At 68.0% G+C, this 22,710-nt stretch carries 17 protein-coding genes, 1 tRNA gene and 1 pseudogene; 8 read left to right on the plus strand and 11 right to left on the minus strand.

Translation table 11 applies throughout. The annotated features are described in order from the left end of the window. Positions 1-153 precede the first annotated feature (153 nt). Entirely contained in the window at positions 154-1,071 is a 918-nt protein-coding gene (locus tag AOM45_RS12365; RefSeq protein WP_162185748.1) for an aminoglycoside phosphotransferase family protein, read from the plus strand. 383 nt (positions 1,072-1,454) lie between these two features. Here the strand turns inward: AOM45_RS12365 and AOM45_RS12370 are convergent, their stop codons facing one another. From AOM45_RS12370 to AOM45_RS12410, 9 genes are all read right to left on the minus strand, one after another. After that, on the minus strand, positions 1,455-2,414 hold the full coding sequence (locus AOM45_RS12370; protein ID WP_030472500.1) for a C40 family peptidase: 960 nt from the start codon (positions 2,412-2,414) through the stop codon (positions 1,455-1,457). A gap of 4 nt (positions 2,415-2,418) precedes the next feature. Next, positions 2,419-3,462 (minus strand): replication-relaxation family protein, encoded by a 1,044-nt coding sequence (locus tag AOM45_RS12375; RefSeq protein ID WP_030472499.1) that lies wholly within the window; start codon positions 3,460-3,462, stop codon positions 2,419-2,421. Between the two features lie 127 nt (positions 3,463-3,589). Further along, entirely contained in the window at positions 3,590-6,133 is a 2,544-nt protein-coding gene (locus tag AOM45_RS12380; protein WP_030472498.1) for a helicase HerA domain-containing protein, read from the minus strand. A 47-nt stretch (positions 6,134-6,180) separates the two neighbouring features. Further along, positions 6,181-7,026, minus strand: coding sequence for a GP88 family protein (locus AOM45_RS12385; protein ID WP_035913249.1), 846 nt, complete (start codon positions 7,024-7,026; stop codon positions 6,181-6,183). A 56-nt stretch (positions 7,027-7,082) separates the two neighbouring features. After that, a complete protein-coding gene (locus AOM45_RS12390; RefSeq protein ID WP_030472496.1) occupies positions 7,083-8,987 on the minus strand; it encodes a VirB4 family type IV secretion system protein in 1,905 nt (634 codons plus the stop codon). Then, the gene (locus AOM45_RS12395; protein WP_030472495.1) at positions 8,984-10,219 is read right to left on the minus strand and encodes a PrgI family protein; all 1,236 of its coding nucleotides are present in this window, start codon (positions 10,217-10,219) and stop codon (positions 8,984-8,986) included. Before AOM45_RS12395 ends, AOM45_RS12390 begins: the two co-directional genes overlap by 4 nt. Next, complete coding sequence (locus tag AOM45_RS12400) at positions 10,216-12,132, minus strand: TrbL/VirB6 family protein (RefSeq protein ID WP_030472494.1); 1,917 nt, start codon at positions 12,130-12,132, stop codon at positions 10,216-10,218. Before AOM45_RS12400 ends, AOM45_RS12395 begins: the two co-directional genes overlap by 4 nt. A gap of 2 nt (positions 12,133-12,134) precedes the next feature. Continuing rightward, the gene (locus AOM45_RS12405; protein WP_156094317.1) at positions 12,135-12,434 is read right to left on the minus strand and encodes a pilin; all 300 of its coding nucleotides are present in this window, start codon (positions 12,432-12,434) and stop codon (positions 12,135-12,137) included. A 200-nt stretch (positions 12,435-12,634) separates the two neighbouring features. Further along, entirely contained in the window at positions 12,635-13,525 is an 891-nt protein-coding gene (locus tag AOM45_RS12410; RefSeq protein ID WP_236703377.1) for a hypothetical protein, read from the minus strand. Positions 13,526-14,153: 628 nt separating this feature from the next. Here AOM45_RS12410 and AOM45_RS12415 point away from each other — a divergent pair. Genes AOM45_RS12415 through AOM45_RS49425 form a run of 4 tightly spaced genes read left to right on the plus strand, consistent with a single transcriptional unit; the run spans position 14,154 to position 18,139 of the window. Then, the gene (locus AOM45_RS12415) at positions 14,154-15,134 is read left to right on the plus strand and encodes a hypothetical protein (protein WP_030472491.1); all 981 of its coding nucleotides are present in this window, start codon (positions 14,154-14,156) and stop codon (positions 15,132-15,134) included. Continuing rightward, positions 15,127-16,065, plus strand: a complete 939-nt coding sequence (locus AOM45_RS12420; RefSeq protein ID WP_081902658.1) for a DNA methyltransferase — start codon at positions 15,127-15,129, stop codon at positions 16,063-16,065. Before AOM45_RS12415 ends, AOM45_RS12420 begins: the two co-directional genes overlap by 8 nt. After that, positions 16,062-16,823 (plus strand): recombinase family protein, encoded by a 762-nt coding sequence (locus AOM45_RS12425; RefSeq protein ID WP_051784550.1) that lies wholly within the window; start codon positions 16,062-16,064, stop codon positions 16,821-16,823. Before AOM45_RS12420 ends, AOM45_RS12425 begins: the two co-directional genes overlap by 4 nt. Further along, the gene (locus tag AOM45_RS49425) at positions 16,820-18,139 is read left to right on the plus strand and encodes a DNA cytosine methyltransferase (RefSeq protein ID WP_162185747.1); all 1,320 of its coding nucleotides are present in this window, start codon (positions 16,820-16,822) and stop codon (positions 18,137-18,139) included. Before AOM45_RS12425 ends, AOM45_RS49425 begins: the two co-directional genes overlap by 4 nt. A 27-nt stretch (positions 18,140-18,166) precedes the next feature. Here the strand turns inward: AOM45_RS49425 and AOM45_RS12435 are convergent, their stop codons facing one another. Further along, the gene (locus AOM45_RS12435) at positions 18,167-18,454 is read right to left on the minus strand and encodes a helix-turn-helix domain-containing protein (protein WP_236703379.1); all 288 of its coding nucleotides are present in this window, start codon (positions 18,452-18,454) and stop codon (positions 18,167-18,169) included. A gap of 294 nt (positions 18,455-18,748) precedes the next feature. Between AOM45_RS12435 and AOM45_RS12440 the strand changes: the two genes are divergently transcribed. Further along, entirely contained in the window at positions 18,749-19,234 is a 486-nt protein-coding gene (locus tag AOM45_RS12440; RefSeq protein WP_156094306.1) for a recombinase family protein, read from the plus strand. Between the two features lie 130 nt (positions 19,235-19,364). Further along, positions 19,365-20,453: pseudogene (locus tag AOM45_RS53775) on the plus strand (recombinase family protein); the annotation flags it as partial. An 888-nt stretch (positions 20,454-21,341) separates the two neighbouring features. Here the strand turns inward: AOM45_RS53775 and AOM45_RS12455 are convergent. Then, a tRNA-Arg gene (locus AOM45_RS12455) sits at positions 21,342-21,413 on the minus strand. A 150-nt stretch (positions 21,414-21,563) separates the two neighbouring features. On the opposite strand from AOM45_RS12455, the gene AOM45_RS12460 reads away from it, so the two are divergent. Next, positions 21,564-22,472: a cation diffusion facilitator family transporter gene (locus AOM45_RS12460; RefSeq protein ID WP_030472483.1), complete on the plus strand. Its 909-nt coding sequence runs from the start codon at positions 21,564-21,566 to the stop codon at positions 22,470-22,472. Positions 22,473-22,710 lie beyond the last annotated feature (238 nt).

The raw sequence follows: 22,710 nt of genomic DNA on the forward strand, positions 1-22,710 counted from the left end.
GGTCACCATGCAGGACGCGCAGCTTGGTGGGCTTACCGGCGTGCCCGCGCTAGCACATGGCATCACCCCGTGTCGCCGGGCATGTGGTTGCCGCGGTGGCTAGCCTGTGATCAAGCGTGGTTGACGGGGATGTGTGAGGCGGCCGTGAATGCTGTGCGTGATGCCGTGGTGGCGTCGACCTATGTCTCGGTGGGCGCGTTGTTCGGCGTCGAGCTGGTCGGGTGGGAACCGCTCTCCCTGGGCGTGACGGGAAGGGCGTACAAGGTCACCGATGGCCACGACGACTATGTGTTGAAGGAAGTAGCCGACGAGCCGGGTGTGAGCTTTGAGCTCGCCTGGCTGCGCGACCTCACCGGAAACCCCGATGTCCGCACGCCCGTACCGCTGGAGCGGGCAGACGGTGGCCTGATGCCGGTGTCGCGGGGTGGCCGGAAGTGGACGCTGTCGCGCTGGGTCCCAGGACGTGCCAGTGCCTTGGAGACCGAACAGCTCCTGACCGCCTACGCACGTGTGCTGACGGCATTGCAGCGCACCGAGCTGTCGAAGTCGACCACGCGCGTGATGGGCTCGGCCCGCCGCTATGACTCCACCTACTTCGACAACGCCGCGGGCATCGTCACTCACGCCGTGGGGGACGTGCTGGGAGGTGGGGAGTTCGGTTCCCTGTGGCGGGCGATGATGCGCGCCGAAGAAGTCTTGGAGAGCCTGGACAAGATCCCCGGCGAAATCGGTCCTGTGCACGCCGACGTCCATGAGGATCACCTGATGTTCGACGAGGCGGCTGGATCAGTCGGGGTGGTGGACTTCGCACGCTGTGGCGTCGGGGTCCGCGGACTCGATGTAGCGATGGTTGCGCACTATCTGCCCGACGAACTGCACGACGAACTCCGCTTGCAGTACACCACGCACGGCGGCAGCGCCGCAGGACTGGACGGCGACGAGTGGCCGAGCCTGCTCCTGCTCGCCGCCGTCGACAATCTCGCGACACTGACGACGAAGTCCCCCACCCGAGAGATGCTCCTTTCCGGGGTACCGGATCTCCTGCACTGTGTTCACAACGCGTTGAACTGAATTGCTAGGTGCCCGAGCTGCGGCCCGGCGAAGGGATGGCGGCGCGGCGCGAGATGGCGCAGCGGGCGCCTGCGATCAGTCGGCCGAGACGGCTTCGCAAACGTTCACTCCTCTCCGTTGTCGGTGGCGGCATGTTGACGCAGAGGACCGCGGCGGCGGCTCGGCCGTCGAGGTACTTGTCTCCGATGTGCATCAGGAGCGCGGCCGTGAGGAACGGTTCCTTGTCCTCGCGGGACTTGAAGCACAGGGCGAACCAGGACTCGGAGTCGGTGGCGGGGCGGAAACGTTCGTCCTGGCGCTTGGTGCGTTCGCGGAACCGATCGCGAGTGCGTCAGTGAATCGTTCGCGGTACATGATCAGTGGTCATGTGTGCGCGGGAGTGGTCAAATGCGCGCGGAAGCCACAACGCGCGAATCGGTGGCAGGGCGACTCGCGGCTAGATAGTCATCACCGTTCCAGCGGTAGTTGCTGACCTGGACCGGCTGGCCGAACGTCGGCGCGTGCACCATCTTGCCGGCACCGATGTACAGGCCGACGTGGTGGACGTTGCGCGGTGTGCCGTAGAGGACCAGATCTCCAGGCATGAGTGGCTGCCCGCTGGGGACCAGCGGTCCGGCGTTGTAGAGGTCCTGGGTGTGCCGGTGAATATGGATTCCTGCGGCGGCGTAAGCGGCCTTGGTGAGACCGGAACAGTCCCAACCAACTTCCCCGTTACCGCCCCACACGTAGGGTTCGCCGAGTTGCTCACAGGCGAACTTGATAGCGATGGCTGTGGCGGTACTGGGCGCCTGGATGTTGTTGCAGTCGCCGGTGCCGACCAGGGTGTCGCTGTATTTCTTGGCTTGTGCAAGGACTTCGTCGACGTACCAGTCGGCGTGGTTGTAGGCGAAGATCGCCTTGCGTAGGTCCTTGGGTGCTCCCGAGTCGCAGAGGTAGTAGGCCGCTGCGTAGATCGCGTCATGCGGGTTGTACCGGGATGGTGGTGTGGCGCCGCCTGGGGGCAATGAGTGGCGGGCGACGACGCCGTCGAATGTGGACTGCAAGAACTGCATAGGCCCACCGGCACCGGCGTAGTTTTCTCCGCTGGAGACCCCCGGCAGCGGTGACCGGCCGTGGTTGGTTTCGACCTTGCCTATGGCGGCGAGGATCGACCAGTCCAGGCCGGGGCACACGCTCGTGGCTTGCCGGTAGAGGGTGAGATAGTCAGCGGGGATGTCGGCGAGTGCTGCCTGGCTGGGTTGGGTGCTGCTGCCGAAGAGGGCCTTGACGACGGCTTGGCCGACACCGCCGATGAGGATGGGGACGGCGATGATGGCCGCGACAGCGGCAACGGCGATCTTCATGGGGTCACCTCCGGAAGCGGCTGGTGGGAAGCGGTGGTGGAAGCGGGTCGGGCGCGGCCAGTTCCGCAGGGGTCTGCTGGGCCTGGGCGGAGGTCGAGGATGGCGTCGCAGTGAGTGGGTCGGCGTGGGGCCACAGCTGCGCGAGCTCGACGAGGCGCAGTCGGCCGGGCCGTTGCGATGCTGGACCGGAGATCGGCAGCCACCGCGCGACGGCGGGGTTGTTCTCGCCGGCCACGCCCGCGACGTTCGCGGCGCTGGTGGCCACAGGTACGAGCGCTGGGCGGTCCAACTGGGACAGGGCGTCGGCGAGTGCTCGACGTGCTGTGGTTTCGCGGCGGCTGGTGGGCAGCCACATCAGGACGGGTGTGGTGATTCCTGTTGCGGTGGCGAGCTTTTCGTAGCCGTGCAGCTTGCGGCCGAGCTTGCCGAGGTCCTCGGTGCCGAAGTCGAATTCGAGGAAGAACTCGATCTGGTGGCCGTCTTCGCGCCAGCGGCCGTAGGCGTCGGGGCGGACCATGTCGCCGAAGAGCCGGCCGCAGCGTAGCTCGGACCACCACGCGGTCAGTCGGCCGCGGGCACTGGGCTTCCGGCTCAGTGCGACGAGGCCGGTGAAGAAGCCGTTGACGCCTACAGTGTGCGCGAGGCGCAGGGAGTGGGCGATGCCGATGGCGTCTTCGTGGCGATAGCCGAGTTGTTTCGGGTCGAGACCGTCCTCGTAGGCGAGCGCCACGGAGCCGGCGATGTCGAGCACGTAGTGCATCGGCGCAGTGCCGGAGCTGACGAACGGCTGAAAGCGGTCGACGACGCGCCACTTGAACAGGTCGAGCAGGCGGTGGTTGGCCGCGCGCATGGTCGGGTAGCAGAGCTCGACGATCTGCTGGGTGGTGAAGACCTTGTGTTCGTGCAGCATCCGGGCCAGCCACCGGTCCCGAAGGGTGAGCCGCCCGGCGAGCCGGGTGTGGTGCTCCCCGGTGGTGGCCGCCCGCGGTGTGGGGCGCTGGGGCATGTGCCCGCGCAATGCCCTTTGAGGCGTGGGATTCGAGATCACGGGTAAGCACCTCCCAGGCGTTGGCCGGAATGAGGGAAGGTGAAGCGCAACGCATGCGGGGATCACCGGAGCGGACGTGCGCAATAGGTGAGCCCGCATGCGTTTAGGGAGAACGAGATCTGCCGAGTCAGGCCGCGAGGCGCGGGTCCACAGTGGGCTGATCCGCGCGGCGTGTTGCGGCGTCAGCGTCGGTGACGGGTGGGCGTGTGTTGACCCTGGCTGCTTTGCGGATTGCCTTGGCACGTCCGGGAATCGCGGGCGGGAGCTTCTCGGTCACCGCGGTGAAGGGTGGTGCTTCCTCGCCGCCCAGGACGAGCCGGGCTGCGACGTGGTAGACGCCGAGGTTGGACAGGTCGTGATCAGAAAGTCGCGGCATGGTGTGCCGTGCCAGGCGTTTGGCGTCCTCGGGGCTGGCGTTGAAGAAGATCTTTGATCGGGCGTTGGTGCTGATGCCCTCTTCGAGCTCCTTCGGTAGCTGCCCGAGGTACTGGTGCGCCAACGCCATGGAGAGCCGGTAGCCGCGGGCCTCGGCCAGCATGTCCTCCAACGGATAGGCCAAGTTCAAGAAGTTGTGGCACTCGTCCACGTACAGCCCGCAGTCACGGCGTTGACGCTGCGGGACGCGAGCTCGGCGAGTCGCGGCCTGCCAGGTGCGCGCCACGACGATGGAGCCGACCAGCCGCGCGGTTTCCATCCCCAGAGCGTCGCGAGCGATGCGCACCAGGCAGATTCCGCCGGTGTTGAGCACCTCGTCCATGTCCACTGTGGACTGGCCACCGGCGATGGCCGCACGGACGAAGGGACGCAAGAGGAATCCACGGACCTTGTTCATCAGCGGCGCGATCACTTGCGCACGGTTGGCTTCGGACAGGTCGTCGTACCAGGACCAGAAGCCCTTGAGGACCTCGTCGTCGATCTGACCGCAGACCCGCTGCCGGAACGCCGGCACGGTCAGCAGCTTGGGCAGATCGACCAGCGTCGGCGTACCCGGCATCGCGGTCAGCGTGAGCAGCCCCGCCCGCAGGATGTCGTCGGTGCGCGGGCCCCACGAGGAGGCATAGACCCGCGCGAAGATGCTCACGAGGTTGTCGACCGCGCGGGCCTTGTCCGCACCCTCCAGGGGGTTGAGCACTGGGGGACGGGTTCGGGAGTCGGCGTCGAAGAGCACGACCTTCTCGCCGAGCTCCTCGGGCAGGCGCATGAGGATGTCGGAGACGAGGTCTCCCTTGGGGTCGACCACGACGACGCCGCGGCCGGCCTCGGCATCGGCCAGGATCATCCGGGCCATCAGCTCGGACTTGCCGGAGCCGGTGGCGCCGAGGATGTGCAGGTGGTGGCGGGCGTCGGCGACGTGCAGGCCGACCGGGCGGGAGTGCCCGGAGTCCGACAGCCCGAGCGGTTTGATCTGATCACCGGTCGTAGCGATGCCCGGCGGGGGCGGCACGGCCTTCGCTCCGGCCCGCTGCAGGCCGGGAATCGACTCGTCGATCGGCAGGTGCGCGATCGCGGCCAGTTCCGGGATCGAGAGCAGGTCACCCTTGCCGAGGCGACGTTCGGCCAGGACCTGGACCGGATTGCGGCGCAGCCGGACCCGGCGGTAGTAGTTGTGCTCGGAGTAGGCCGCGAACGCCGAGGCGATCGCGTGCCCGCGGCCCCGCAGCACCTCCCGTATCGCCTGGACCTCGCCCGCGGTGGCGTCCTCGGGCACGGTGGTGGCCACGGCGTAGCGGATGCGGGTCTCGAACTGGTTCGCCCGCAGCTTCTCGACCACAGCACGGTCCTCGGCGGCGTACTCCAGACTGGTCTGCCGATCCAGCTGCGGTATCCGCGTGCTGGTCGACGCCTTCGGGGTCTTGCCCGGCGTGATGACATCGAGCAACCGGCCGACCAGGTGGACCGAGCCGCCCTCGTGCACCCGCCGCGCCGCGCGGCGCGCCTTGGTCACTCGGTGGCCGGTGACCGGGCGGGCAAGGATCTGCACGCAGGCGCGCTCGTGAGGGCCGAGGCCGACCGGTGCGCCGAGCATCGCCCGGATCGGGTCTGCTGGGTGCTCGGTGCGGATCGGCAGGGCCTCCGAACGCGCCAGCCGCAGCTCGCCGCCGACCGCTTCGACGCGCCGGCCCGGTGTTGCCCTGGTCGGGATCGGGGACTTGGCGGGGGTGGTGCGGGTGTGCGCGCCAGGCCAGGCGGCCTCGATCGCGCGCTCGACCATGCCGGGTGGCACCAGGCCCGGCACCCACAGACGGATCTGCACGCCGTCGTCGGTGAAGGTCAGCTCGAAGGCCAGGTGCGGCTGCCCGCCGAAGCGGCGCAGCCAGCCGGGCCGCAGCAGGCCGACGAGGTTGGACCACACGGTGATCGCGCCCGTGGGGTCGACCGTGGGCGGCGCGAGGACGGTGATCAGACGGGCGTCGGTCATCAGGCGCTGGTGGTAGCGGCGGTGCCACCGGCGCCGCGCGATGACCGCGGCGGTGACGGCGACCGCGAGCATCGGCCCGATGATCGGACCCCACGTGAGGGCGAGGTCGCGCAGGTGCGCCAGGACATTGTGGAACGCACCGAGCGGGTCACGCAGGTAGTCGCCGATCGGTGAGGCGAGGACCTCCGCCGTTCGCTCGACGCGCGGGGACGGGGCGGTGGACAGGGGTGTGGTGGTGATTGGCCAGGACATCGGGTACCTCTCATGCAAAGCGTCGATGGGACGGGCGTGAGCTGCGGTCAGGCCGCTCGTGGCTGGTCGCCCCGTGCCGGGCGGGGCTCGACCGTGGGCGGTTGGCTGTGGTCGGGGCGGGTGTTGTCGACGACGAGCCGCAGGTGCCGGCGGCCTCGGCGGGCGGAGCGTTCGGCGTCGACCTCGGCTTGCCACTCCGAGAACCGGCGTCCGGCCAGCCGCTTGAGGTAGGCGGGAATGCGGTTGGCCGGTACCCCGACCAGCCGCGGGCCCAGGACCGCGAGCAGGTCGCTGGCTTCCTGCGAGGCCCAGCCCGCCTCGGCGATCGCGGACTCGTCGGGAAACACATCCGCGACCCGGTCGACGGCGGGATCCAGCGCGGCATCCTGTGTCCCGCCGTAGGAGTAGACCCACAGAAAATTCGGCGGCGGGTCAGGCTCGACGAATGTCCGGAATCGGGATACCTCTTTGGTGTAGGCGTAGAAATTTGTGTCGGGGCGTGCCCGGCAGATATCCAGCCATGCTTGCAGGTATGCGTCGGAGAAGAAATCGCCGCTGTCGTGGATTCTGATCCAGGCGCCGCGGAACTTGGTCGCGCCGAGTTCGGTGACTATCGCGGCCTGCCAGCCGGTCAGGTCGTCGAGGACGTACGCCAGGTTCGCTTGGTGTTTGGCGCGGACGACCGGCCAGGTGTAGGTGCCGTGCCGGGCGTAGCACGCTTGGGCGCAGATTCCGGCGCTGGGACAGGTGTTGTAGGTGCGGCCGTCGGCCAAGCGGCCGGCCCAGGCGGGCAACGACCAGTTCCACACGCCGATCTGGCGCATCTCGCTGTTTTGTGTCAGGAGCCGAGCGGGTCGGCTGACTGTGGCGGAAATGGGCAGCGACGTAGACATGGGTATCCCCTGGGTATGATTCGGTATGAATGGATTAGTTATTGCGATTAAGGTGGTTAGGCAGCGTCGAGTTCGATGTGTGACGCGTCGCCTTCGTCGAACGAGTTCGGGATTCCTGCGGTGTCGTCTGCGCCGAGTTCGACGAAGCCTGAGTTCGTTTCGGAATCCTGAAGAGTTGCGAGGAACTCCGGGGAAGTCGTGACCAGTTCGTGCTCGACTGGCGAGGCGATGGACTGGAACGCCACGCGCTGCGTTCCGGTCGACAGAAGCCCTTGGCCGCGGTCGGCGGAGAGCAGGAACTGGCGTTCACCCATGGACAGGTCGAAGGTGCGGGTGATCTCGTCGATCGCCTGGGAGGCTTGCCGCAGCAGGATCTGCGTTGCTGCGTTGGCCACGACGGCTTTGCCGAGATCGGAACCCAGCACGTCCGCGGTGTCCTGGGTGGCGACCGTGAGGCCCGCCCACCGCTTGCGGCTCGCCTTGGCCATCCGGAACAGGAACTCGGCACCGGCGGGTTGCTTCATCAGTAGCCACGCCTCGTCGACCACTACCAGCCTCGGCTTGCGGATGGCAGGGTTGGAGACCTGGCGCCAGACCGCGTCGAGCGTCAGCAGCGTGCCGATCGGCTTGAGCTCGTCGGCGAGATCCCGCAACGAGAACACCACCAGGTGCCCCTCCGGACGGGTCGACGTCGGACCGGAGAACAACCCGGAGAACGCGCCGGTGACATACGGGTGCAGCCGCGCCGCGAGCTCCACGCCGGCCGGATCTCCGGCGTCGGCGAGAACCTCGGCGAGATCAGCCAGCAGCGGCGCCGGACGGGTCCAGGTCCGCGGATCCGAGGTGATCCCCGCGCGCTGGTAGGTGGCGGTAATTGCCCGGTCCAGCGCCGCCCGTTCTGTCGCTTCGAGCTCGCTGCCCAGCAGCACCGAGATCACGGTGTGCAGGAACAGCGACCGGCGGATCAGCGCGTCGCGCGGCGCGGTACGGCGCCCGTCCGGGCGAGTGTGGATCGGCAGGTCCATCGGGTTGAGGCGGACCTGCTCGGCGCCGAGATGGACATAGGTGCCGCCGACCGCGGCGGCCAGCCGGGCGTACTCGTCCTCAGGGTCGATGACGTGGATCTCGATCCCGCGGTACAGCGACCGCAGCAACTCCAGCTTCACCAGGTAGCTCTTGCCCGCGCCGGAGCGGCCGAGGATCACGCTGTTGTGGTTGTCCAGGGCGAACCGGTCGTGGTGCACAAGGCCCTGGCTGCCGATGTTGAAGCCGTAGAGTACGCCGCTCGGCGCGCCGACCGAGGTCGGGTCCGGTGGGGGCAGGTCGGGTGAGGTGAACGGGAACGCGGCGGACAACGCCGAGGTGTCGAAGGTGCGGCGCATGCCGACCAGATCGAGGCCCATGGGCAGGCTGGTGATCCAACCCTGCAGGCTCCGGTAGGTGGTCGGTTTGCAGTCCAGCAGTAGCGACGCCGCCAGCGACCGGATGGCCGAGACCTCGTCGCCGAGGGCTTCCTCGGTGGGGGCGTGCACGGTCAGATACAGCCCGAGCCTATAGAGCTTGCCCTCACCACGAGCGACCCGTGCGGACAGGTCGTAGGCATCCTCGGTGGCGGCTTCGACGTGCGGGTCGATCAGCCGTCCTTTCTCGCTCGTATGCCGGCGACCGCTTTCGAGCTTCGCCAGCTGTTTCTTGAGCCGGTTGGCCGCGGTGACCGGGTCGATCGGCTCGATGTGCAGCGAGACGTCGACCCGTCCGGGGTAGGTCAGCAGCGGCTGCAACCAACCGGGGTGCACCTCGCGCGGGTAGCCGGTGACAGCGAAGGAAGCGACCCATTCGCCGCCGACTTCAAGCGCGCGTGGGCGTATGGAAACGGCGTCGGGTGTGAAGGCGCTGGCCCGTCCGAGCGGAGGCTGCACGGCCTGGGTCTTGCGGTCGCGGCGCTTGGTCTTGGTCTTCATCGGTGGAACCTCCTCGCGGAGTTGGCGTAGTCGTCGGGGTCCTCGGCGAAGTCGTCGAAGCCGTCGTCCCAGGTGTCCTCGGCCTCACCGAACCTGTCGTCGGCGGGGAACGCGGCGCGGCCGAACGCGCCCGTGTCCCAGGCTTCGTCGGGGGCGGTGGTGATGACCTCGTCCGAGCCGGCGAGACCAGAGTTCGGCGGGATCGCGCTGTCGGGGTTGCAGGCCGCGGCGAGCACCGCGGTGGCCTGTCCAGCGTCCAGCGGAGTCACCACGATCCCCGACGGGGACAGCAGCTCGACCGCCTCACCGAGCCGGCGCACAAGCCGCGCTTCGGCGGCCCGCCGGGTGGCCTCGTCGACAGCGCCGGCCTGCTTGGCGACCCGGCGTTTTACGGTCAACGCGGCCAGCGGCGAGGCGCCGCCCAGCCCGTCGGTCGGCCCCGTGGCCAGCAGCGGTTCGCGCAGGATCAGCAGGACCTGGCGGCGCAGCAGGTCGGTGGCGCGGCCGAGCTGGTCGAGGTACTCGGCGTGCTCGCGCGCTGCCTGTTCCAGCGCCGGATGCGGCAAACCGCCGGCCTGCTCGCGAAGCTCGGCGATCTGCCCGGACAGGTCCAGCCGTTCCGCACGCACCAACACCTGCACCGGCGCGGTCAGCGAGTGCAGATAACGCCCGAAGGAGGCGACGAGGGACTCCTGCTCGGCCGGGGTGCGCAGTCCGAAGTTGATCGTGGAGCAGACCGCGACCACGGCGACGCCGTCCTTGCCGAGGTCGATGACACCGGTGTCGGTGACCGCTTCGGCGGGCAGACGCAGCGGGGCCGGCGATACCGTCGATGCCGCGGCATCCGTGCTGCCCGCGTTGTCCTTCCGCTTGGCCCGGCCGTTGCTACTGGTGTTCGCGACCTGGCTGCCCAGCCACTCGGGGACGGGCCGGATGCCTTCCGGCGCGGCCACCCGATGCTGCGGGCTCATCCGCTGCCGCAGCGCCGCCAGCACCAACTGGTCAAGGGGAATGCCGTCGCGCTGACCGAGCGCGAGCAATGCGGCGATCACCCCGATCGGGATGGCTACGACGAGGAACGCCACTAGCGGCACGAACTCGCGAGTGAGCGTGTACGCCCCGTACAACACGATCCCTGCGACGGCGAGGACGAGCAGCTGCCGCGCGGTCAGCGGACCGATCACGCGGTCCTCGCGATCGACGTCGGCGGGAATCCTAACCGGTTGACTCATGTCCCTTCACCTCCTGGTGCGGGTTTCGGTGCGCGGAACACCGGCGGCGGAACCGAGTGGGTGCGCCGGTAGGCATCACCGATGCGCGGCTCGGGCTGCGCTTGCCGGAACACGGGTGCCGTAGGAGCTGACTTCGGCGTCGGGGGCGACGGTTGCGGCACTGGTGGCCTGGCGGGCTGGAACTGCAATTGCGGAGGCACTGAGGCGGTGCGGATCGCGCGAGCCGGAGGTGGGGTGCCGCGTCGACGAGGACCTCCGGCGGCTTGGAACTGGGGCGAAGAACCGGGACGTGGTCCACGCCGAGGCCGAGTCATCGGCGTGTCGGGTGCCTGTGCGGAGCTGAACTCGGGCTGAGCCGGTCCGAGAGTCGCGGACATGACGGCGGGATCGTGGATGGTCTGTTGTGGCTGCGGCTGGAGGAACTTGGGTGCTTGGGAGGGCACTCGTGGCCGACGCGCCGTACGCCTGCGTTCCGCGTCGTAGGCCTCCTTGAGCCGCTTGCTGACCATCTGCGGGGTAGGAGCCAAACGTGGCTGTGCGGGCCATGGCGGGTCTCCCGCGCCGGACGGTGTGCGGCGTGCCCCACCAGGCCCGTGCGCTGCCCGAGCACCCGCGAAGCCGAGACGGCCTCCCGATACGAGCGCCATGGCTTTGCCGAAGGCGAAGGCGTAGGCCAGGCCGCCGAGAAACGAGCGACGCCCACCGCCTATCCGGACCTGGTGCAGCACCCACGTCGGGATCTTCACCAGGATCCACACCAGCGCGATCAGCACGATGAGGTTGACGATCCCGTCCGGCGTGGGCGTACCGAAGAAGCTGAAACCACCTGGCTGCAGGAACACCTTCAACGCACAGATCAGCGCCAGGCTCTGCCCGACTTGGATGCCGAGCACGCCTCCTCCGACGCGCCAGTACCACTGCGCCACACCTTCGGTCTGCGGCAGGCCGTGACACATCAGCGCCAGTGGTGCACCGCCGAGCCAGATGACGGTGAGCGCGACCCGCACGACATAGCCAATCAGCAGCCCGACCAACAGGATCGCCAGTACAAGCGACAACAACCCGGCGGACAGACCGCCGTCGAGCATCGACCTGCTCACCAACGCCACGAACAACTCGGAGATCGCCTGGCCGGCGGACTGTGGATCCAGGCCGTCACCGAGTACGGCCAGCGACGCCGCGTTGGCGAGCCGGATCGCCTGGTCTCCGAACAACAGACTGAGGTTCGCGGCGAGGAACCCGACCACGAGGCGGGGCGCGATCTCTCGGATCGAGTAGCGGGTCTGAACGCTCTGGTGGCTCATCACCAGGATCCCGGCGAACAGCACCAGCAGCGAGTACACCGCGACGACCAACAGCCGAGACTGCTCCCAGATCTCACCGACGCGCGGCAACTGGTCCAGCGTCGGCGTGGAGAGGAGGGTGCTGCCGAGCATCCGGAGCAACCAGTTCAGCGACTCGCCAACCAACAGGTTGATGAAGGAGCCGAACCCTTCACTGACGCACGCGGTCAGATCCGTGATGCCGCATTCCGAGCCACCCGTGCCGGGCCGCGGCGCACTGATGCTCGGCGGCGGAGTAGTCGGCAGTGACGTCGTTGGTGCCGCTGACGTGGTGGAGGGCGGTGTCGGTGTCGGGGCGCACGGAATCGGCCGCGGTTCAGGCCCGGAACAGGGGGAGGCGGGAGCTGGCGCGCTGGGTTGCGCAACGGCAGTCGCACCGAGGATGCCCACCAGTACGACGACGATGCCGAGCACCAGCAGCCAGCCCACACGGCGTGGCCGACCACCAGACCGCCGACCGGTCGTGGTGGCGAGAACCGGGGACAGCAACGCCCGGTCGTCCGCGGTGGAGGCAACCGGACCGCCACCACCGCGGTACGGGCGAACCGTGGGCAGGACGCTGACGGCCATGATCAGGCCCCCACGATCCCTTTGAGGATCTCCACGACCAACGGTGCGAGCGCGGCCAGGCCATAGCCCCACCCGGCGGACTTGAAGCACTCCTTGGCCTTCTCGTGCTCGCCGGGATCACCGCCGGCCATCACCCGTCGGACGCCGCCGATGGTCAGGAACACGGTCGCGAGCCCCGCGAGGATGCCCATGATCCAGTTACGGATGTTGTTCAGAACATCGGTAACTGAGCCGGCAAGGGCCAGGACCGCCGTATCTGCGTGCGCCGGGAGAACTGAGGCCAGCAGCACCAGGACCACCAGCCCGGCTGCTCCCGTCGCCCGTGACAAGTGACTGCGGCCAGCCCGCGCCAGGGAGTCCGGTTTAGTGATCGGAGCACTGATCGGCTGGCGGTCGATAAGTCCGTAGAGCTTGCTCGACGTTGCGGGGTCGGCCGTTGGCTGCGGATTGCCGATGAGGCGGGCGCGACGCGGCTCGCTCGCGGCGGGGAGGAAACGATCGATCAGGCGCATTGGGGCACCTCCGAAGGTCGGGCTGAGCGCGGGTGTGTCCCGCAGCCCTGAACTCCGGATTTCGCGTCCGTTTTGGACACGGGACCCTGAACTTTCTGCGCCGATTCGCCCTCGACGATGGACACGGAAAGTGACGACCGTGGCAGGTCGCCGACCGGCGTGACCGGACGCGTCAAGGCCACCGCGGTGGCCACCTGGTCGGTCAGCGGGTCGGTCGGATCGGTCTCGGCGGCACCGTCACGCAGGTACGCGGCGAGCCGGAGCTCTGCGCGTTTGCGCATCTTGTAGACCGCCCACTCGCCGGTCTGGTGCGCCTCGGCCCAGTCCGCGACGGGCACCTCTTCCAACCGAGTCGCCCCGATCAGCGCTGCCTCGGTTTGGGTCAGGACTCCGTCCGCGACCGCGCGGGCGAGGACCAGATCTGGGTGTCCCCACGGCGTATGCGGCGGGGTGGATCGAAAGCCCGGCGCAACCGGAGTCGGACCCGCCAGTGCCTCGGCGAGCGCGTCGTAGCCGCACCGGTAGGCGGCCCATCGCAGCCGCAGCATGATCCGCGGTGGACGCAGGTCGATGGTCGACAACGCGGTCAGAAAGCCGCGCAGCACCTCGGCGTGGACATCGGCCGGATCGCCGGCGAACCGATCGGACAGGGTGGCCGCGACGCAGGTCAGCGCGGGCAGTGCGACACCTACCGCGGCGACCGTCCAGGTCGCTCCTTCAGTGCGGGAGCGAAGCACCAGATGCGCCCACACCGCGTCCCGCGTCGTCTGCGGGCACCGGCGCGCCAGCAGACGGTCGCGGACCTCGTCCAGCGGGATGTGCCGGTCTGGCAGACCGGGGAAGAGCCGGCCGTTCAGCGACACCGGATGTGGTCCGGTCACCAACCAGGTAAACGTGTCCCGCGCGATATCCAACGAGTTCGGAACAGCCTCGCCGCCACCGCGACGAAAGACGGATTGTGCTGCCATGTCGTGACTCCACAGCGTCGATGCGAACAACAACGACGTCAGGAAGCCACAACCGATACCACGGAAATACCACGGCACTACTAGGCGCCAACTAGCAACCCGCGTTGAGGCTACTAGCGAACTACTATTTCGCCCCACAGACGAGCTCCAAAAAGATCAACTAATCGGCCCTGTGGACTGCGTGAATTGATCGACACTAGTAGCCGATTAGCTGCGGTAATGGTTGCTCACTAGTACGACGCTAGTAGTCAGTCCGCGCGTCAACGCGGTCGCCTGTAAAGATCAACATGGCTACGGTGAAAAAATCTTGAAAAATCTTACCCCAGGCCGGTCCAGTGAGCGGTTCTGGGCGCGGCCAGGAGTCGCCGAACCAGCTACTGCGGGTCGCAGCTTGGTGAACTGTCTGAGCCCTTTCGAGGTGGGAGCAATGCGGGCTTCGTGATGCAAAGAAATTTGACGAGGCGTGTCCAAAACGGGGTCGAAAAACGGAGTTAAGGGGCGTCAGAACGTACGGCACCCACCTCGTCAGAGGAGACCCGCGATGACCCCGACATACGGCAACGGCTCACCGGGAGACAGCTCCCATGAGCACGGCCCGACCGTCCCGATCCCGCTCCACCAGAGGCGGCGAACATCACGTCTGCGCGCCCTGCGCCTCACGCTGCGCCATCCGCGTCCGGCCCGGCCGAGCACCGTCTGGCCGTGCGCTCAGGACGACCTCCGTGAAGGCACCGGACTGCTCGCCAACTGGCTGCTGACGGCGATCATCAAGATCGTCACCACCTACACCCAGCCCGGCCAACGGGTGCTCCTGCTCGACCCCGCGCCCTACCTCGCGCCGCCCGCGTCGTGGTCACCAACAGGGAGCCGCAACCAGTTCCGGCCCAGGCCGTACGCCGGACTGCACGAAGCGGGCTGGACCGTGGTCCGACTCGGCCGCAGCGTCCACACCCAGACCGCCGTCGCACACCCCGACCCGCTCGACGAACCCGTCAGCACCGCGGCAGCTGAGTCCGAGTCCGGACCCCGGCCGAACGCCGACAGTCCGACCGCCGACCAGCCCGCCGGGCCGTCAACGCACTGCCGGACCGGATCCGGTCCGACTGCAACCGGCGTCGGTCCGGACCGCTACGACCTCGTCGTCACCGCGGCCGACCCGCGCACCCTCGACTGGTTCTGCCCCGCCGACTGGGCCGGTCTGCTGACCCCGACCGGCACCCTCGCGGTCATCACTCACGGTGACCGTTCCTGTGACCGGCTCACCGACCCCGCCGGCTCACTGGTGCGCGCCGCGCACCGCACCGGACTGCGCTACCTCGATCGCATCGCACTGCTGCGCGTCCCCGTTCGCGACGGAGCGCTCGCTGCCGCGACCCCGGCCCCACACCCCCGGCCGCAGGGACCCGCGCGACCGTTCGCGACGCCCGCTCGGCACACCCAGGTGCATGACGACCTCCTGGTGTTCGCCCGCCAGCCGGCCCTGACCGACGCCGCCGACGGTGAGGAGACCTCCGATGACTGACCGTCCCACGTCGCCCTGGCCGCTGCCCCAGCCGCCGGGGGAGGAGCCACCGATGCCGCTGCTGTCGGTCTGGCCGACCGGCCAGCGTGACCCGCTCGCGCAACTGCACGAGGCCGGCTGCGTGCCCGGCACCGAGACTGACACCGAGCGGATTCCGCCCGCCGTCGCCGCCCACGCGATCGCCCTCTACACCCGTCCCGGCGACCTCGTCCTCGACCCCGACTGCGGCGCGGGCACCGCCCTCATCGAGGCTCTGCGCGCCGGCCGCCATGCGCTCGGACTGACCGTGCGCAACCGGTGGTGGACGCTCGCTCGCGCCAACGTCACCGCCGCCAAGACCGCGGGCGCCTGGCGCGACGGCTCGGTCCTCGACGCCCGGCCGAAAGTACTCGCGACCGTCCGGGCGGCCGGACTGATCGGACGAGTCGGACTCGTCCTGACCACCCCGCGCACCGCGGACCGCGCGAGCAGTCCGGACCGCGACCCGGTCGAGTCCGCCCTCACCGACCTCGCCACGACCCTGCTCTACTGCGAGCCGCTGCTGCGCTCCGGCGGTCACGTCGCCGTCATCGCGCGACCTCTCCGGCACCCGGACGGCTCGCTGGCTGATCTGACCACCCCGCTCATCGCCGCCGCCACCGCTGCAGGGCTGGCGCCGGTCGAGCGGTGCATCGCGCTGACCGCCGGCCTGCGCGGCAGCCGACTGGTCACCCGAGCCTCACTCGCCGAACGTCGCGCCGCTGCCCGAGCACGCGCCGCCGGTGCGCCGACCGCGCTCACCGCGCACCACGAGGTGCTGGTTTTCCAACTCGCCCACGACGCCGAACTCGCCGCCGCGACGGCAGCCGGCATCCCGTGGCCGAACGAGGACGACGTCATCCGGCCCGCCGTCAACGGCGTCACCTACCCCGGCTGGAGGCGAGCGGCATGACCACCCGCCTGCACTGCCGCGAGTGCGGCTGGCACCCCGAGTTCCGCCGCAAGCGCGCCGCCCTTCGCGCCGCCTCCCGCCATCAATGCCTCGGCGCACCGGTGGCCGAGATCCGTCCACCGTGGTGGTCCCGCATGTGGACAAATCTGTGGACAACGCGGTCGGGCGACTCCGGTGGCGACACCGAAGTCGGCGCGGGCGACCGGACCGGTGACGGCGAACTGGTCGACGCTTGCGGCAACCGGATCCAGTGGGCTGCGCTCGCCGCGCATCACGCCGAGACCACTCGCCGCGCCCGCGCCGCGATGGTCGACATCGTCCGAGCCGGCTACCAGATCGGGCCGCCGCCCTACGGCTACCGCGCCCTGCGCATCCGGGTCACCGACCCGACCGGACACAGCAAGCTGAGGGCGGTCCTCGTGCCGGACTGGCAGACCGCTGCGGTCGTCAAGCAGATCTTCATCTGGCGCGCCGACCACGGCATGACGTTCGCCGTCATCGCCGCGCGACTCAACAGCGACCCAGGGCAATACCCGGCATCCGTGCCCAACACGCGGTGGACCGCCCAGGCTGTCCGGCGGATCGTCGCCAACGTCAAGTACACCGGGCGCCAGGTCTGGGCGCGCACCATCTCCGGCCGCCCGGCACCGGTGGAGCAATGGGTCATCTCGGCGCCGAAGGTGCACGAGCCACTGGTCGACGAACGCACCTTCCACCAAGCGCAGCCCAAGCGTGTGGCAGGGGGGAGGCGGCCATGACAGTGCTGCGTGACTGCTTCCCCTCACATCTCGGAGAGAAGGCCGACCTCACATTTGGCTCGCTCTGCACGGGATACGGCGGCCTAGACCTCGGCGTGGCGACCGCGCTTGGCGGCGGACGACTGCTGTGGGTGGCAGACCCGGACCCACACGTGAGCAAGGTCCTTTCCACTCGTATGCCGGACGTTCCCAACCTCGGCGACATCACCACCATCGACTGGCAACAGGTTGAGTCCGTCGATGTTCTCACCGCCGGATTCCCATGCCAGGACATCAGCGCCGCCGGCCGTCGAGCCGGCATCAGGAAAGGAACCCGAAGTGGAATCTGGCACCAGGTCGTCACAGCCGTTCGCCGTCTACGACCGAGGCTCCTCGTCGTGGAGAACGTCGCTGCCCTCCGCTGGCGCCAAGGCGGCCTCGACATCGTTCTCGGCGACTTGGCCGAAGTCGGGTATGACGCGCGGTGGACAAGCGTTCGAGCGTCCGACATCGGTGCACCCCATCGACGCGAGCGGGTGTTTCTGCTCGCCTACCCAGCCGGGACCGTCTTCTCCACGCAACCGGTCACGAAAGAAGACAACCTCGACGGCAGCCCGGCCGAGCCGGAATCCGTGCGAGACCGTCAGGCTGCTCCCGACACCGCAAGCAAGGGACGACACGCGAGGCGGTTCCTCGCCGGAGTCCCGTCTGGCAGGTGGACACCAGGTGAACCTCACCGACACGGTGACGACCTTCCTGCCGACACCGGCGAGCAGCAACCCCAACGACGGCGAGGACCCCTCCGGTTGGTTGCGGCGGCAGGCTCGCCACCGTGCGCGGGGCATCAATGGCAACGGAATGGGCATGCCCCTGTCGATCGCAGTAAGGCTGCTGCCGACGCCACGAGCGAGCGACACGGGGACGTCCGGCAGGAGAGCAGGAGAGGGTTTCCGTCCGCCCTTGTCCCAGGAGGTTCTCCCGCTGTTCCACACGCCGCCCGAACCGTAGACGCTCATCAGGCCAAGTCCGAGACTGAGCACGTCAACTGGGGCCCGTATGCGCCAGCGATCCGGCGGTGGGAACTCGCCCGTGGCATAGCGGTCCCGCATCCGACGGAACCTGGCACCAGGGGCCGTGCCCGCCTGTCACCGCGATTCGTCGAATGGATCATGGGTCTCGACCCAGGCTGGGTGACCGCCGTCGAAATACCTCGGGCCGCACAGCTGAGAGCACTAGGCAACGGCGTCGTTCCTCAACAGGCCGAGTTCGCCGTCCGACTCATGCTGGCCGACCTGCTGCATCTCGATATGCACGATGACGAGGCTCAAGCCGCATGAACGTCCACCACACCCTGAGTTCGGACGTCACCGGCTCGCCGGGGAATCGCTCGCCCCCGGCTCGTCGGTGAGCGAGATCTCGCGCGGAGGTACGACGCCGTACAGCTCGTCCGGCGTGCACTTCAGCGCGGTACATAGCGCTTGCAGGGTCTCGGTCTTCATCTGGACCGGCTGGTTGTTCATCAGCGCAGAGATCGACGGCAGGGACAGGGCGAAGTTGGCGCGTCGGGTGAGCAGTTCCTGCAGCTCCGTGCCTTTCCACACGTCGCGGGAGGCCATTACCTGCCTGAGCCGCCACCGAAGCTGCACCGCCACGCCTTCCCACGCTCGCCCGTCACCGGCACCTGTCTGAGCGCCTGGTTGCCGCTGAGTCTCCCGTATGGACGCCGGGGACCCGACGGACCTCGCGGTGTGTTTCGGCCACTGCGACTAGGTAATACGTGAAGCACCTCATCTTCTTAAGTTGCACGTATGAAAATTAGGCATTACCTTAGTTTGATGGCAGACGATTGCCGCCACTCCGAGCCGACGTAGTCGGCACTCGCAGCCGTGCAGTCCTCGGTACGGCCCGGAGCCGCCGCGGCCTGCGTCGCCGAAGGGAGCAAAGCCATGAGCCGAACCGTCAGTTCTGGGCCGACACGTGTGCGGCTCGCCTTCTACGGACGTACCAACCACACCGGGGAGAAAGCCGGGGCAGACATGTCCCGTCAGTACCTCGCCTGCGGTGCGATAGAGGCCAAGCTCGGCGCGATGACCCAGTGGTTCTACGACGCCCCGCATGCCCTCGACGGCAGCTTCTGTCTCAGCGTCCGCGACGTCGAGTCCCGGCTCGGCGCAGCACGCGGCGACTGCCGGGCGCTCGCTGTCAGCGTTGCGGATCCGGAGCGTGAGTTCGACGCGGTCGTCTGCGCTGCGCTCGATCGACTTCCACGGCAGCCGCGCATGCGGGATCCACTTCTGCGCGCGGCGAGCATGAGCAACGTGCCCTTCGTGTTCGCTGACGACGACCTGTCTCTGGCTCGGCAACTTGCGTCCAACGCCCTGGTCTTCTACCGACTCGGGCTCAGCTGTCCCGAATGGCCGGCGCTTCGATGACCCCCACGAACGACCGCTTTCCCGAACCAGTCGCTGACCCGGAGATGCGGCTGGACATTCGCATTGCTGAAGGCGCCGAAGCCGAACGGCTCCGGCTCGAACAGGCCCAGGTACTGATGGAGGTGACGCAATGGCTGGCCCGGAGGCAATCCGAGACTGGCTCAACCAACAGGGCAGCCTGAGTGCCCACGCGGGCCCGTACCGCCCCGGCTGGCGCGGCTTCGAGTCGGCTGTGGTCACAGCCGCGCCCGCCCTGATCCCCGTCGCGTTTCTCGGACGCACCTCCACCGACGACCAGCAGGACCCAGTCGGATCATTGCTGCGCCAGCTGCGCATCTCGCAGGAAGCGCTGCCTGAGGGCTGCGTCATCGTCGCGCACTTCTACGACGTCGAGTCAGGTCGCAAGGATCTCAACGCACGTGGCCGGGGCGACCGTCATGAACGGCTCGCTATCCCCATTCCGCGCGACGGTGGCATCCATGATCTGCTCACTGAAGCGGCCAGCCCTGACCGGCGCTTCCAAGCCGTCATCTGCGAACAGATCGACCGCATCGCCCGCCGGACGTACTACGGCACACAGATCGAGCACCAACTCCAGTCGGCCAACGTCGGACTGTGGGCAGCAGACGAACCCATCCGGCTCGACACCGACATGCTCATCGACCCGACCACGGTTCTCACGCGGCGGGTCAAGCAGGGCATCGCCGAGTGGTACGCGCTGGACATGATCAAGCGCGCACGCGACGGGTTCGAGACCCACACCGATCAGGGCTATAACGTCGGTAAAGCGTGCTACGGCTACCGCAACGTCCAGGTGCGCCTCGACAAGCCGGACCCTGGCAACGGGGGCGTCGAACACGCGGTTCGGAACCGTCAAGGCAACCGGGGCAAAGGTCGAAACGGCCCGCGGACGAAGAGCAAGCTGGTCGTCGAGCCGGTCGAGGCTGCAGTCGTCAGAAGGATCTACGACTGGCGGATTACTGAACGGCTCGGCTACGAGGCGATTGCGGACCGGCTCAACCTCGACCTCTCGACCAACCCTCCGCCCATGCCGCCGGATCCCGAACGAGCGGTTGGCCGATGGACGGGCAGTAGCGTCCGGGAGCTCCTGAACCAGCCCAAGTACACCGGCTACATGGTCTGGAACCGGCGGGCGATGAAGACTCGCAACGGCAGCCCCAACCCGATGGAGAAGTGGGTCTGGTCCGAGGCGCCCACCCACGAAAAGATCATCGAACTGGAGGACTTCATCGCGGCCCAGCAGGTCGTCCAGCGACGCGAGCGGTCCCGCACTCAGGCGGGCGCGAACCCCCATCCGCAGACGAAGCGCACGTACCGGCTGCGGTCCTACCTGTTCTGTGAACTGTGCCACCGCCGGATGTTCGGCAAGAGTCGGCACGAGACCGCCTACTACGCCTGCGCGGCGAAAAAGGGCTACGTCCCCGAGGGGCATCCGAACAGTCTCTGGGTTCGTGAAGACGCGCTGCTATGCGGCCTGAATGACTTCCTCAGCCACCACGTGTTCGGGCTGTACAGGCAAGAGTTGCTGGCGTCCGCCATGCGAGACCTTGACGCGCGATCGGAGCAAGAACGAAACGATCGAATCGCGGCCATCAAGAAATCCATCGCGGATCTGGATGCGCGGAAGAAGCGACTGGTCCGCACCCTTGAGGTCACCGGTGACGACGACGGTGAGCCCGACCAGGAACTCATCCAGGACATCAAGAACCGGCGTGCCGAGATCAAGGCCGAACGTGCCGAACTCGCCGCCGAGTTGACGACGCTTGAGGAGCAGGCCAACGACCAGCAGAACCCCGATCTGCTTTGCCTCCTGCCGGTCGGCAGGAGCGATCTCGAAGAACTACCGGAGGCACTCGCTCGCAAGCTGTTCGAGGCGCTCCGGCTGGAGGTGCACTACAACAAGATCGACAACACTGCTGTCTGCAGGATCACGCTGAGCGGCGAGACCCTCCCCGCGGTCCAGCAGGCTGTGCAAGAGAGCGGGGTGGTGATCCCGTTCAAGAAGCCGACGCGCGGAGCCAAGACGAGTTCAAACAGTGAGGGCGAGCCGTTCGACGGCTCGCCCTCACTGTTCCCATCTGCTGTGTGCCCCCGGCAGGATTCGAACCTGCGCACCCGCCTCCGGAGGGCGGTGCTCTATCCCCTGAGCTACGGGGGCGCTACCAACGTGGAAGATCCTAGCGCACTCCGGCGAGCCCGTTTCACGCCTACCCCCAAGAACGGTCCGACCGTGGTGTCCGTCACCTCCGCGCCTGGTCAGAGGTGCTGCCGATTGCACTCATGCGCATATCGCTATATGTTCCTGGTCATGGGTCACGGCCACGGTCATGGACACGCGTCGGGGAGCGGGCAGCACGTCGGCAAGCTCTGGATCGCGTTCGGGATCGGCGCGGCGTTCATGGTGGTCGAGTTCGTCGTCGGGTTTGCGACGTCCTCGCTCGCGCTCATCTCCGACGCCGCGCACATGCTCACCGACGTGCTCGGGGTGGGGATGGCGCTGGCCGCGATCATGGTGGCGCGCCGGGCCAAGGCCGGGAAGAACCGCACGTTCGGCTTCTACCGGGCCGAGGTGCTGGCGGCGCTCGCCAACGCCGTGTTGTTGTTCGGCGTTGCCGGTTACGTGATCTACGAGGCGGTCGGGCGGTTCCAGGACCCGCCGGCGGTGCCTGGCTGGCCCGTTCTCATCGCCGCGTCGCTCGGGCTGGTGGCCAACCTCGTCAGTTTCGGCGTCCTGCGAGAGGGCGCGAAGGACAGCATCAACGTCAAGGGTGCCTACCTGGAGGTGCTGGCGGACCTGATCGGGTCTGTCGGTGTGCTGGTCTCGGCGTTGATCATCCTCACCACCGGGTGGCGGTACGCGGACCCGATCATGGGTGTGCTGATCGGGATCTGGGTGTTGCCGCGGACGTACGGGCTCGCCAAGAACGCCTTGCACATCCTCTTCCAGCACGCGCCGGAGCGGCTCGACGTCACGGAGATGCAGAAGGCGCTCACCGCGCTGCCTGGTGTCACGGAGGCGCACGATCTGCACGTGTGGACGCTCACCAGTGGCATGGAGGTGGCTTCGGCGCACCTCACGACTGCTGAGGACGCTGATCACGAAGGTGTGCTCAAGGCCGCGCAGTCGTTGCTGGCGACCGAGTACGGCATCGAGCACGCCACGTTGCAGGTCGAGGGCGGCTCGTCAGCGCAGCGGTGCCGGGAGCTTTCGTGGTGAGCCGGGCAGGTCGCGCAGCTCGTCCTTAGTGGACGGGGCGCCGGTCCGTGACGGAACAACCATTCGCGGGTGTGGCACGAAGACCCGGACACGGCCTCGTTCGAACGGCACCACAACAGCCTCCCCAGTCACCACCACACGAATTGCCAAGATCTCATCGGAGTATGTCCGAAGGAGATAGATCCTTTCAGGTGAATGAGAAAGGCCGCGCTCCGTGACGGAACGCGGCCTTTCTCAT

The organism is Lentzea aerocolonigenes, assembly GCF_000974445.1.
Taxonomy (GTDB): Bacteria; Actinomycetota; Actinomycetes; order Mycobacteriales; family Pseudonocardiaceae; genus Lentzea; species Lentzea aerocolonigenes.

Coding starts and splice junctions, on each gene's coding strand:
- AOM45_RS12370 (WP_030472500.1), bottom strand. CDS start 2,414: ATGAAGATCGCCGTTGCCGCTGTCGCGGCCATCATCGCCGTCCCCATC.
- AOM45_RS12380 (WP_030472498.1), bottom strand. CDS start 6,133: ATGTCCTGGCCAATCACCACCACACCCCTGTCCACCGCCCCGTCCCCG.
- AOM45_RS12385 (WP_035913249.1), bottom strand. CDS start 7,026: ATGTCTACGTCGCTGCCCATTTCCGCCACAGTCAGCCGACCCGCTCGG.
- AOM45_RS12390 (WP_030472496.1), bottom strand. CDS start 8,987: ATGAAGACCAAGACCAAGCGCCGCGACCGCAAGACCCAGGCCGTGCAG.
- AOM45_RS12395 (WP_030472495.1), bottom strand. CDS start 10,219: ATGAGTCAACCGGTTAGGATTCCCGCCGACGTCGATCGCGAGGACCGC.
- AOM45_RS12400 (WP_030472494.1), bottom strand. CDS start 12,132: ATGGCCGTCAGCGTCCTGCCCACGGTTCGCCCGTACCGCGGTGGTGGC.
- AOM45_RS12415 (WP_030472491.1), top strand. CDS start 14,154: ATGACCCCGACATACGGCAACGGCTCACCGGGAGACAGCTCCCATGAG.
- AOM45_RS12420 (WP_081902658.1), top strand. CDS start 15,127: ATGACTGACCGTCCCACGTCGCCCTGGCCGCTGCCCCAGCCGCCGGGG.
- AOM45_RS12425 (WP_051784550.1), top strand. CDS start 16,062: ATGACCACCCGCCTGCACTGCCGCGAGTGCGGCTGGCACCCCGAGTTC.
- AOM45_RS49425 (WP_162185747.1), top strand. CDS start 16,820: ATGACAGTGCTGCGTGACTGCTTCCCCTCACATCTCGGAGAGAAGGCC.
- AOM45_RS12440 (WP_156094306.1), top strand. CDS start 18,749: ATGAGCCGAACCGTCAGTTCTGGGCCGACACGTGTGCGGCTCGCCTTC.
- AOM45_RS12460 (WP_030472483.1), top strand. CDS start 21,564: ATGGGTCACGGCCACGGTCATGGACACGCGTCGGGGAGCGGGCAGCAC.